Source organism: Tenacibaculum sp. M341 (genome assembly GCF_004337695.1).
Lineage (GTDB): Bacteria > Bacteroidota > Bacteroidia > Flavobacteriales > Flavobacteriaceae > Polaribacter.
This window is the reverse complement of sequence record NZ_SJXJ01000024.1, coordinates 25032-37927: the sequence shown is the minus strand read 5'-3', so window position 1 is coordinate 37927 and position 12896 is coordinate 25032. Positions and strand designations below refer to the sequence as shown.

Sequence of the window (12896 nt, the reverse complement as noted above, 5' to 3'; positions counted from 1 at the left end):
AAATGGAAAACAAAATTACTAAAAGTAAAAGTGTATTGATTGTATTAGGAAATCATAATCAATCAGAAGAATTAAGCTATTTAAAAGAAAATTTTTGCGGACAAATTGTAGACATTATACCTGATGTTTATACTGATAAAAGAGTCTACATTTGTGGAAATTTAGAGGAAGTAAATGAGCTAGACGGATTTTTTTATTTAATTGAAGATCTGTCTGAAAATTATGTGCAATTATTAGCGCATGAAAATTGTAATGTAATAGGATCTGGTGCAGTACCAGTTGTTGTAAATGATTCGGGAGTTTTTATAAGAAAGTTGTTTGATGGTGATGATTTCTTTAATAGAATTGAGTCTGAGCATGATTTTCAAGAACTAACAGAGTCAAACAAAAATTCTATAGCGCTTAGAAAAGGAGTGTATATTACAGAGGTTTTTAAAGAAGAAAACTTAGATAAAGAAGAAGTATTGAACTTTAATTTGTTAAGGTGTTCTAGTAATTTAACAGGTCCGTCAGAAAATTTTAGAGAAACAGATAAAACAGTTATAAATGCGTTAAATGATATTGTAAAATATTCATTTGAAGCACCTGTAAAAATGAATCATGTGCTGGCACAGATATATTTAAATAAGAAAAAGCCAGATGGAGTAAAAGAAGCAAAAGCTAGAATTAAAGCGCATTCCGATAAAACAAAAGATATGCCTGAAGAAGGAATTATTGCTTTTTGTACGTTTTATGATCAGTTAGATACAAAAGAGCTGCTTCCTTCTAAAACAGACAGATTTGATTGGTGTTATAAAACTACAAGTGGTTTAACTAAATTACATTTTAAGTTGAAAAGTAATGTTAGTGACGATTCTTTAAAAAAGGAATTTACAATTACCTTGTATCCAAATTCAATTTTTTTAATTCCACTTTCTACTAACAGGTTGTATACACATGAAATTAGACCTTCTACATTAAATATTGAGCGTATACCAGTAAGAATGGGATATGTTGCTCGATGTTCTAATTTAAATGCTGTTTACAAGAATAATCAAACTTTTATAGAGGAGAATGGAGCGTTGATTAAATTGGAAGAAATGACAGAAGAAACAATGAATAGTCTTAGAGATTCTTATTATAAAGAGAATGTAACTGCCGATATGGTTGCATATGACAAAGTTCATTTTAGTATGAATTCTGGAGATTATAAGAAGCCAGTTTTTTAGATTTATTGATGAAAATAGCTGGTTTTTTTAAAATTGAACTTCCATTAAAAAAGAACTTATTCGAAGAATTATCTAACACTGTTACTTTCAAAAAAACAGGAAAAGGTAGATTTGGGAATCATTTGGTATGTGTTTCTGAGAAAGGAATTCCAATGGTTAGAACAACTTCTGCTTTTGATATACCTGCGGTGCAGTTTTCTGAAATACATCATCAATTGATAGCGGATATTAATAACTTTTTGAGAGCAAACGATTTAGAGTTTTCTCAATTAGATTTTAATAATGCATTAATAGAGCTTTATGAAAGTAATTACAGAAAGATGAAATACCATTCTGATCAAAGTTTAGATTTAGATGCACAATCGTATGTAGCTCTTTTTTCATGTTATGAAAATCCTGAAGATTTAAACGAGCATACTATCAGGAAATTAAAAATTCAGGATAAAATAACAGGAGAAGAATCAGAGATGTTGTTATCGCACAATTCTGTGGTTCTTTTTTCTGTTGCAACAAATAAAAAATACTATCATAAAATAGTTCTAGATTCTTCACATACCAATTATCAAAACAGATGGTTAGGGGTAACGTTTAGAAAGTCAAAAACGTTTATAAATATTAAAAATGAAGCGGCTTACTTTGAAAATGGAACATTGTTAAAATTAGCAACTGAGGAAGAAAGGCGAACTTTTTTTCAACTTAGAGGAGAAGAAAACAGGTCTTTAAATTTTGAATACCCTGACTTAAATTATACGATAAGCGAAGGAGATTTGATGTTTCCTGTTGTGAAAAAGATGTAAAATGAAAAAAATATTCACCCTCTTTTTATTCATAGTAACCATCGTTTCTTGTTCAAAAAAAGAAGAAGAGATGAATGCTTTTTTGAAAACGAATTTTGATTTTAATGAAAGAGCATTAAACCATTTTAAGGAGATTTATTATGTTAAATCCTCTGAACAATCTTATGTGAAAAACGAAAAGCTAGATATTTTAGATATAATGTATAAACAATTAATATCTGAAATAGATATAGCTACTTTAAACAAGACTTCTAATGTAAAAGATTTAATACATAGAGGAAATGAAATTTTGAACAAATTAAAAGGAATTGTAGATAATAATGAAGAGTTTTTCATACATGAATTATTTAACGAGAAGAGTTACAATGATTCTTTTCAATTAAATATAATGAAGAATAAGTTGGTAATGTCTATGTCTTATGCTTTTGAATACGCAAGTAGAGAAAGATTTGCGATTGGCGGTTTTAGAAAGTTAGATAGTGTTGATACTGATGTTGTGAGAAATAATAATAAAGTTCAAATTAACTTATCATCAGATATAATTCAACAATTACCAAGTAAAAGAGTTGTTAAAGTAGATCAAATACTTTTTGAAGGCAAACAAAGAGAAATTAATTATGAATTGGTCAAAGATTATACCTTTTCTAATATTTTATTAGATTCTCTAAGTCAAGGGAAATATGAAATTAAAGGTAAGGTAAAAATATACGATAGAGCAGGAGAGTTTGATATACCTTTTAAAGAAAAATTTGAAGTTAAATAAAGTGTAATAAAACACTTTATTTAACTTCAAATTATATTTAATTTTTCTCTAAAATTTTAATCAATTTAAAAGATTTCAATAAATGAAATAAGCCTGGTAAAATTATGGCTCCACCAATAATTAAAGAAATTCCCAATACACGAATTACGGCATCAGGAGCTTTATTTTCTAAAATACTTAACGTACTTTCTTTTACAATTAAAAGATTAGGAAAGTGTGGAACAATTGCTACAGCAATAATTAAGATTACTTGTAAACCAGCAAAAACTCGACTATTAATTCTGTTTCCTTTTCTAATAAAAAACCATAAGGGAAGTAAGCACAAGGCAGATAATACAATTAATAGAATGCTAAGTGTATTATTTAAAATACCTTTTACAAAATAACTATCAGATAAAAATCCGTAAGAAATAACAATAAAACCAAATACAACAACTACAACAGTTGCAATAGTGGCTTTTCTAACATATACTGGGTATCCTTCTTCGTCGGCTTCACCAATTAATAAAACAGCAGAAAGAAAGGTGCATAAACTGGCAAAAAAACATCCTACTAAAACAGAAAAAATATTCAACCACGGATTGATAAAAACTTGAGCAAAACTCATAGTTGAAACATCATCTTTTAAAATAATATTTCCACTTACCATAGCTCCGAAAATCATTCCTAAAAAAATAGGAGTAATAAAACTAGATACTCTAAATAACCAATTGTATACATGTTGAGATTTATCTTCAAAGGCATCGTAATGTCTAAATACAAAAGCTACACCTCTTAAAGTAATACCTAATAACATTAGCGTGATTGGAATGTGTAAATAGGTAACCATAATTTTATAATAAGTAGGAAAAGCTACCCAAAGAATTACAATTAAAATAATTACCCAAATATGGTTTGCTTCCCATACAGGTCCCATTACTCTATAAATTGTTTTTTTAGTAATGTCTTGATTCTCTTTTGAAGAAAACAATTCAAGAATACCTGCTCCAAAATCTGCACCACCTAATAATACATATAGCAATAACGAAAAGGTTAAAAAGAAAAGAACTACTGAAATCATATTTTTTCAATTGTAGAGTTATTTAATGATTTTATTTGTCGTGCTAATAACCAAGCAACAGCAATAGTTAATACAGAGTATACAAAAACATACAAGTAAAAACTAAATACAATTCCAGGCATTGGAGTTACAGCATCTTTTGTTCTCATAATTTTATGAATAATCCATGGTTGCCTTCCTACTTCAGTAACAATCCAACCAGCTTCAAGAGCTAAAAATCCAGCAGGCGTTAAAAACACAAAGAGTTTCCAAAAGAATTTTTTGTCCATCCATTGTTTTCTTTTTTTATTAGAAAAGAAGAAAAACAATCCGGCAAGCATTAAAATTCCGCCCAAACCTACCATAATCTGAAAAGCATAGTGTACAATGGCTACATTTGGAATTTCATCTTCTGGAAAATCATTCAAGCCTTTTACTTCAGCATTAAAATCGCCAAAAGCTAAAAAAGATAAAGCGTTTGGGATTTCAATTTTGTATTTGACTTCTTTTTTCTCCTTATCAACAATACCTCCAATGTATAAAGGAACTCCTTTAGCAGTTTCATAATGCGCTTCCATAGCGGCTAATTTTACAGGCTGACGTTTGGCTACATCTTTAGCAGAAATATCTCCACTTATAGGTTGTAAAATTGCAGCAATAGCCCCAAAAGTAATGGCTATTTTAAAAGCTTTTTTATGAAGCTCTTTTTGCTTGTTTTTTAAAATTTGATAAGCATGTATACCTGCAACAGCAAATCCTGTAGCAGTAAAAGCGGCAAGTACCATGTGTAAGGCTTGTGTAAACCAAGCAGGATTTAAAAGTGCTTTTACAGGATCAATATTTAAAAACTGACCATCAACATAATCAAATCCAGAAGGAGCATTCATCCATCCATTGGCGGATACTACTAAAATTCCAGAAGCTACACCGGCAATACCTACAATAACACCTGTGAACCAATGAAATTTAGGGTTGATTTTATTCCAACCGTATAAATAAAAACCAAGGGCAATTGCTTCTACAAAAAATGCGGCACCCTCTAAAGAAAAAGGCATTCCAATGATAGGACCTGCGTGTTCCATAAAACCGGGCCAAAGTAGCCCTAACTCAAAAGATAATGCGGTACCAGAAACGGCACCTGTAACAAAAAAGATTGCAACGCCCTTCTGCCAGGCTTTTGTAAGTTTTAAATATATTGGATCTCCTGTATTTAGCCATTTTTTGTGAGAAACAACCATGAAAAAAGGCATCACCATTCCTATACAGGCAAAAACAATATGAAAAATTAGCGTAAAAGCCATTTGAAGACGTGCGGCATCCAAATTTTCCATAACAAAAAGTGTTTAGTGTGTGTGCTAACAAATTTACGGAATTATTGATGGTTTCTTATGGTGTTTGGAGGTTTAATTAACTATTTATTTTAAATGATAATAGGTTTCATTTAAAGATAAAAAGAAACCTATTATTTAAGTGTTTTGTGTGGGAAGTAAGTTTATTTTATCTATAAATAAGTCTTTTAGTTTCTATGACTTTATTGCCTTCAAAAACTTTAATAAAATAAATTCCTTTAGAAAAGTTTGAAATATTTATTTGTTGATTGTTTTTATTTAGAGGTTTGGTTAATAAAACTTTTCCTGATACATCGAAAATAGATATTTGAGTGTTTTTACCCATAATCTTATTTTTTATAGAAACATTAAATTTTCCTGACGAACTTGGATTAGGATATATAGTAACAATATCTTTTTTATTAGTTAAAAGAGATTCATTATTTTCTTTTGCTTCTGATAAGGGAGCTACATACAAATCAAGTAAATAATTACCTTTAAAAGCATTAAATATTTCTTTACTTTCTTCTTTTTGAACTAGTATTGATTCGGCTAATTTCAAATTGTTGTTCAATAATGCTTTTTCGAAAGCAGTAATTTTATTAGTTGAAGTACCATTTTCTCTTTGAGAAGTGCCGTTTGAATGTAAAGAGTTACATTTATTCGTTATGTTAGTGTTACAATTACTCTGTAGAGTAACGGCAGGGTCGTCGGTACAAGGGTTTCTTAGACTGATAGCATCAGTATCAATATATGTAAAAGAAGGAGATCCATTTAGATTAATATACCTGTGTGTGTAGAAACTTGGACCACGGTTATCATAGCATTCTCCGAATACATAAAGAAAATCTAAATTAAATTTATTACCGGCTCCGTTTCCAGCTGAACAACTACCTATATTCCCCATTCTCCCATTATGAATAGTACCTGCATATGAATAGTTTCCTATGTTAATACCATATTGATTGTCTTTAATAAAATCATTACAAGAAATTTGAGTACCTACATTTGGACCTTGTATTTGAATGGCTACTAAAGTATTTTCAAAACTGTTAAGGTATAGTTTGCCACTAGGAGCAGGTTGGTATACAGGAGGAAGATTTCCTGCTTGAGAATTTATAATTCCATAATTTTTAGAATTACCAATAAATTTATTTTCATCAATAATATGATCTACACACCTGTTTGTATGTACACCCCATCCTGGAGAAGTAGAGATTAATTGTCCATTAGTCTCAACAACATCTATAATATTAAATTCATTAAGTGTTATTCTATCTCCTTTGCTACCAGAAGAAGAAACACATTTGTTTACATTAACAAATTTATTTTCTTTAATGTTTAAAAGGGTAGACGATCCATTAGAACCATAATTATCTATGCCTTTGTATAGGTTTTCAAAAATACTTGGAATTTTTGATGAGTTAAGTGGGTGAGGACCTGGATAAACATCTAGATTAGAGTAATAACTAACAATACCGACACCATAGTCTTTTCCATTGCCTCCTAATGGTTTTTTATTGATGAACTTATTACCTCTAAAAAGTGCTCTAGTAGTGTTTAAGTAAGCAAAGTATTTCATTTTTCCAAACAAAATGTCATCATTTGTTTCAAAGAAACAATTTGTAAATGAAATAGAAGCATCTATTCTTGTTGTAGCATGTACAGCAATTTCATTGTTAATAAAATAACTATTGGATGCCCAAACAATACCACCATCACTTGCTTGAATAGCTCTTTTGGCATTTTTAATAATACTTCTTTTCTTTACTATTAAATGACCTTGTTTATACGGGTGTGTATTTACATTAACTGGTATAGATGGATTTCCGTGAACAACAATACCGTCCCAAGGAGAGTTACATACGCCTTCTATAGTTGAATTATCAAGTATTAGTGTACCTCCTTCTTCTATAATAATACCTGTATTTAATCCTTTAAATTTTATAGTAGAATTTTTAATAGTAACTATTTTTCCATCTGGAACGTATTTAGTATGATTATATGTAACTGTATCATTATTATGATTACTTAATGTAATTGTATTACTATTTGATGGATCAAAAGAAGAAATATAGGTTACTGTTTTAGTAGTATGAATTCTGTTGCCACTATTAGAATCTATGTAAGATAATGTTATTATATATTCTCTACATTCTTCCCATTGAAAACCAAATAGATTACTAAGATCTGTGTCTGTTTGATTAGATGAGACACTAATAGGAGCATATGAAATAACTCCAGTTATTGTAACCTGCCACTCCATAGTGGTAGCATTAATGGAAGTATTGTTTCCAGTAGAACCAAGCCAGTTACCTCCATTGGGTAAAAGACTAAAGTTGAAAAAATTATTAGGAGGTGTTGTTGCATTAGTAATTGAATTTAATAATGGAGTGTCTTTTTGAGAAAATATAGAGAAATAACTCAGAAAGAGTAATAAAAGAGTAATTGTGTTTTTCATAATTAAGAGGTTTAATTTATTTAGTAATTAGTTTAAGTTGTTTAGTTGTTATACCATCATTAACATGAATAGCATAAATCCCTTTTTTATAAGAAGAAAGGTCAATAGTGGTTTCAGAGTCGTATAATTTAAAATTCAGGATACTTTGTCCGTTAAGATTGATTACTTGAATTGTTTTATTGGTGTTAAAACCAGATGTTTTTAATTTAAATATTCCAGATTTTGATGGATTTGGATATGATAGTACACTAATAGAATGCTTTTTGTTTGTTTCAGTATTTTTATTGATGTTTAAGCGAGAGTTTATTTGTGTTAAAGGAGAAGAATCTTCATAAATAAAATATGAATTTCTATATTTTTCATCTCCAGTAGCAACAATAGGATAGCTATTGGTAAAAGATCCGCAACCAGCTCCAATATGCCCTTTTACAACGACACGATATACATGACCAGAAGTAAGATAACCAGCAATTCGATCATTAATTCTTAGATATCGAAAATTAAGATCACCTAGCACTCTTCTGTCAGTAAAAACATTTATAGGAAATGTTTGATTATTAGTTGAAACATCTTCTATATACCATTCAAATACATCTACTTCAGAATTTGGTACATTTGTTACTAAAGATTCACCTAATGTGCGTGGTTCTGGATTTGTTATATCGTGAGATAAATACCTTACCCATTGTTTAGCATAATCTCTAGTAGAAAACTTTCGTGGTTTACTCCAAGAAGAGCAACTATTGTCTCTAGTTTGAATATAGTAAGTAGTTTTATAGCATAAAGAAAGTTCCAATGTAGGAAATTCTCTAACATTTGTATTATTTTGAGGGACTTTATTATAAGTAGTAAATGTAGAATCTTTACTTATTCTTACTTCAGTAGCTTGTGTAGCATTTGAAACTAAAATAATAGGAAAAGTTCCTGTTTCGTACCCATTGGTAGGAAAAGAAAAACTAGCGTTTTTTGAAGGAGTACACGCATTATTAATGGGATTTTTATGTGAGTTTTTAGCAAAAATAAGTCCGCTTATAAATAAACATATTAAGAGTAATATTTTTTTCATTTTTTAGTGATGTATTTGTTGTTGAGATAAAATTTTAGACTCTTTTGTATGTAAACAGGTAACTCTTATCTTGAAATAAGAGTTACCTGTTTAAGCAATCTATTAAAGTAGTTGTTATAAACTTCAATTATACACTTGGAAAACGAAGGCATCTTGTCCCTCTTGAAGTTTGTCTACATACTCTACCAGCCCAACAATCACTGGTTGTTCTACATCTATCACGATCTTGAGGAGATATTTCTTCTCCAGATGAATCAGCCCCACCATGAATATTTTTTTGCTCCTTTTTACTTAATACTTTTCCTTTACTTAAAATTAAATTTTTCATATTATTTGATGATTTAAATAATGATTATTTATTGTTATTGAAGTAAAGTTAAATACTCTCTTGAGTCTTTTTTTTAGAAATGCGAATATGGTCAATTACCCTTAAAAATTGGATTGGTTAAGGTTGTATTTGGTAAATGAAGAAGTTTTTGATGAAGTAGTATGTTTATTGAATTTGTAGAGTTTCTAAAAACGCTTTCCTACTTCTTCTAGGAACAGAAACTTTAATGTTGTTTTCTAGTATAATTGTTCCTTCATTATAATATTTAGAAATATAGTTAAGATTAATGATACCCGATTTTCCGATTTCATAAAAATCAGGATGATTTTTTAATAGACTACAAAAATGTTTTAAAGCTTTAGAAGAGGTTATTTTAGAACCATTTTTACAATAAATATCTGTATAACCATAATCAGATTTTAAGCAAATAATTTCTGAAGTTTGTAAAATGGTTAATCCACCTATTTCAGGAACTGTAATTCGCTCTGTTTTATTAGGAGTATTAATTTTTTCTAATAAAGACTTTACTTGTCCATACTGAAATAATGGATTGTTTTTTTTCTTTAAATAATATCTGTGTATAGTATTTTGTAGTTCATTAACATTAATAGGTTTTAACAGATAATCAAAGGCATTTACTTTAAAAGCTTCAATTGCATAATTATTATAAGCAGTAGTAAAAATAATATCAAAGTTAATTTCTTCAAAAGATTTAAGGAGTTCAAATCCATTTAAAATAGGCATTTGAATATCTAAAAAAATTAAATCAGGTTTAAGTTTAGATATGATTTCTTTAGCATCATTAGGTTTATTTATAACAGATAGTATATTTAAATTAGGAGTATATTCTTCAATATAACTTTTAAGTGTTTCGCTAACTATAAATTCATCATCAATAATAACAACATTAATAGTATTCATAGAGTTAGTTTTACTTTAGTACCACAACTATTTTGGTTTTCATTTAGAAGATCTGTTATTTTAACAGTCTGTTTTATAGTTTTAGTATTGTTAATTAAATATAATCTTTCCTCAAGTAAATTCATACCAAAAGATTCTTTGTCTACTTGTTTTAGCATAGTAGATGCTAGCCTGCCAACACCATTATCAATAATTTCACAAATGAGCCTATTATTTTCTAAATAAATATTTAATGAAATAATTCCATTACTAGAGTTTTTATGCATTATACCATGCCATATAGCATTTTCTACGTAAGGTTGTAGTAACATAGGGGCTATTTGCGTTGTTTTAACATCTATATCATCATCAATATTTACAATAAAAGAAAAAGAATTTTTTAAGCGTTCTTGTTCTATTGTAACATAAAGTTTTAAAGCCTCTAATTCTTGTTCTAAGAAAATGGTATCTTTTTGTGTATGTTCAAGAATTAACCGAATTAGTGTTGAAAACCTATGAACAAAATGAAGCGCTTTTTTAGTATTGTTATTTTGAATATAATATTGAATGCTACTCATAGCATTAAATGTAAAATGAGGATTCATTTGAGAGCGCAATAATTTTAATTCAGTTGAAATGATTCGTTGTTTTAAATATGCTCTTTTTTTTACTCTTCTTATACGTACATAAATCAATATGTTTATTAAAAAGAATGAAATAATAATAAAAGGAATTATAAAGTATAAGGTTTCCCAAAAATATGGCTGTTTAGTTATTTTTATGGACTTTGTTTCTTTACTAGAAATGCCTTGATGATTTACCGCTTTAATTTCAAAAGTGTAATTACCAGTAGGAAGTGTGGAGTATTGTACAGATCTGTTTTTTGTAGTATACCAAGTAGAATCCAAACCCTTAAGTCGATACTTATATTGCAAATCACCATGTTCTCTATAAGAAAGACCTAAGAAGTCTATTTTTAGTAGGTTGTTTGTTGGAGGTATTGTTATGTGTTTATTATCTATTAAGTTGTTGTTATCAATGCTAATTTTTTCTATATATATTTTAGGGAAGTATGTTTTTTTTGAGTAATTAACATCTAAATACGATAAGCCTTTATCTGAAGCTACCCAAACTTTATTATCGTATTCATTTATATCATTAATTTGATTAGAAATAAGCCCATCCTTTTGAGTAAAATTATCAATATCATTATAATCATTTAAATTAATACCAGACAATCCTTTTTCAGTAGCAATCCAAACACGTTTTTTTCCAATAAACAAGCCTGTACAAATATTACCTAGTAAACCATTATTAGTTGTGATATTAATTACTTGATCATTGTCAATAATAATAACTCCTTTTTCTTTTGTTATCATCCAAAATCGTCCATTCTTATCTCGATTAATTTGATCAATACGAGTTTTAAAAATAGGATTTTGATCTCCCATAAAAATAATATTCCCAATATCATTCATTTCAAAAAGCCCTTGACGAGAAGCGATATAAATAGTATTTGAATTTTTGTAACAAATACTTTTGATGGCTACTTTATCTTTAGAAAAATTAAATGAAAAAAGGAGTTGTTTATTTTTTGTGTACATGTGTACATTAGACCAAGAATATAAAGTGAATTCATTATTGTTAAATGAAGAAATGAAAGGGGGCTTTTTGGAGATTTCATTAAAGAATGGTTTATGATTTATGGTTTTTATTTGTTTATCAATAATATCATTATAAACAATAGTATCTCTAAAGTTGTATAATTTTCCATTGAGTCTACCTAATGGAGAATTCTTTATTTTTTTTAAGGTAAGGTTGTTTGTAAACTTGAAAATTTTACTATTCTTAGATCTCAAAAAAAAAGAAGAATCATTACTTATCATACTAACAATAGCTTCATTTTCAAACTTATTAGAAGATATGTTTTTAATTATTGTTTTTGGTTCATAAAAAACACCTTTATCATGAGTGGAAGTCCAAGTACCTTCTTGATTGTCAGTGATAATACTTGTTAAAAAATTGTTTGAAGATTTGATAGCTTTAATGTACGGAGGGAATTTGGTAATAGCATATAATTTATTCTGACTAAGATTATAAAACACATATTGATTTTTAAATTTCATAATACGAGTTCCAGTGGGTCTATCTTTGAATTTGAATTTAATACTTTTTGTTTTCTTTGATTTTAAATTAAAAATTAAAGCTTGATAAGAATTTGAATTGTAAATAACATTGTTATGAATTAGCCAATTGATACCAATACCATTTTTCCTTTTTAAATTGTTTATGTTTTTAGAAGGTAAAATAATGGAGTTCTCAGAATAGTTTAATAAATATGTAGTGTTAATTAGCTTAACTTTATAGTTAATTATATTATTATTTAAATAATAGTTTCCAGAAAAGATGTATCCTTTGTCATCAATTTGTCTAAAAGAGTATTGTTCTTTTGTAGGGGTTACTTTTAAATTGGTTTTATTAATGAAACTGGCTTTAAATTCCCCTTGAGTACTACCAATCCAAAGTGTGTTATTTGTATCTACATATAAAGATAAAATGTGTCCTATATCATTATAAGAAATGCTATAAGTAACAAGATTTATTTTACCATTTAGATAATAAGAAAGTTTACCATTAAAAGATAAAAACCATAGTCTACCTTTATAATCTTCATAAAAATTAAAAATAGTGTTGCCTCCTAAACCATTTTCAGTAGTATAGTTTATAAAATCATAGCCGTTATATTTACTAACTCCTTTATCAGTAGCAATCCAGATAAACGACTCAGAATCTTCATAAATACTGTAGGTTTCATTACTAGGTAAACCATTTTCGGTTGAAAAATGGTATTTATTTGTACTTTGTGCTGTTATTAATAGGATACTAAAAAGCAACAAACTTGATACAAATTTTTTCACAAAATTTGTATCATAATAAAGATGATATTTACACAACATTTAAGGGGATGTCAGGTTAATTAACCTGAAAATAAAAAAAAACACATAG

Annotated in this window: 10 protein-coding genes; 3 read left to right on the top strand and 7 right to left on the bottom strand. The window is 28.3% G+C overall.

Going from position 1 to position 12896, the window contains the following annotated elements:
• Nucleotides 1-2: 2 nt before the first annotated feature.
• Genes EYW44_RS19325 through EYW44_RS19315 form a run of 3 tightly spaced genes read left to right on the top strand, consistent with a single transcriptional unit; the run spans nt 3 to nt 2768 of the window.
• Nucleotides 3-1208 (top strand): hypothetical protein, encoded by a 1206-nt coding sequence (locus EYW44_RS19325; protein ID WP_132726614.1) that lies wholly within the window; start codon nt 3-5, stop codon nt 1206-1208.
• 8 nt (nt 1209-1216) lie between these two features.
• Nucleotides 1217-2005 carry an alpha-ketoglutarate-dependent dioxygenase AlkB gene (locus tag EYW44_RS19320; RefSeq protein ID WP_132726611.1) on the top strand — a complete coding sequence of 263 codons (789 nt, stop codon included), beginning with the start codon at nt 1217-1219 and terminating at the stop codon, nt 2003-2005.
• A 1-nt stretch (nt 2006) separates the two neighbouring features.
• Entirely contained in the window at nt 2007-2768 is a 762-nt protein-coding gene (locus EYW44_RS19315) for a hypothetical protein (RefSeq protein ID WP_132726608.1), read from the top strand.
• Nucleotides 2769-2805: 37 nt separating this feature from the next.
• Here the strand turns inward: EYW44_RS19315 and EYW44_RS19310 are convergent, their stop codons facing one another.
• From EYW44_RS19310 to EYW44_RS19280, 7 genes are all read right to left on the bottom strand, one after another.
• Nucleotides 2806-3828: a cytochrome d ubiquinol oxidase subunit II gene (locus tag EYW44_RS19310; RefSeq protein ID WP_132726605.1), complete on the bottom strand. Its 1023-nt coding sequence runs from the start codon at nt 3826-3828 to the stop codon at nt 2806-2808.
• Nucleotides 3825-5138, bottom strand: coding sequence for a cytochrome ubiquinol oxidase subunit I (locus EYW44_RS19305; RefSeq protein ID WP_132726602.1), 1314 nt, complete (start codon nt 5136-5138; stop codon nt 3825-3827). The genes EYW44_RS19310 and EYW44_RS19305 overlap by 4 nt, the downstream gene beginning before the upstream one ends.
• A gap of 166 nt (nt 5139-5304) precedes the next feature.
• Nucleotides 5305-7596, bottom strand: a complete 2292-nt coding sequence (locus EYW44_RS19300) for a T9SS type A sorting domain-containing protein (protein ID WP_132726599.1) — start codon at nt 7594-7596, stop codon at nt 5305-5307.
• 16 nt (nt 7597-7612) lie between these two features.
• Entirely contained in the window at nt 7613-8662 is a 1050-nt protein-coding gene (locus EYW44_RS19295; RefSeq protein ID WP_132726596.1) for a T9SS type A sorting domain-containing protein, read from the bottom strand.
• Between the two features lie 127 nt (nt 8663-8789).
• On the bottom strand, nt 8790-8990 hold the full coding sequence (locus EYW44_RS19290) for a hypothetical protein (RefSeq protein ID WP_132726593.1): 201 nt from the start codon (nt 8988-8990) through the stop codon (nt 8790-8792).
• A gap of 165 nt (nt 8991-9155) precedes the next feature.
• Entirely contained in the window at nt 9156-9911 is a 756-nt protein-coding gene (locus EYW44_RS19285; protein ID WP_132726590.1) for a LytR/AlgR family response regulator transcription factor, read from the bottom strand.
• Complete coding sequence (locus tag EYW44_RS19280; RefSeq protein ID WP_165872277.1) at nt 9908-12808, bottom strand: sensor histidine kinase; 2901 nt, start codon at nt 12806-12808, stop codon at nt 9908-9910. The genes EYW44_RS19285 and EYW44_RS19280 overlap by 4 nt, the downstream gene beginning before the upstream one ends.
• Nucleotides 12809-12896 lie beyond the last annotated feature (88 nt).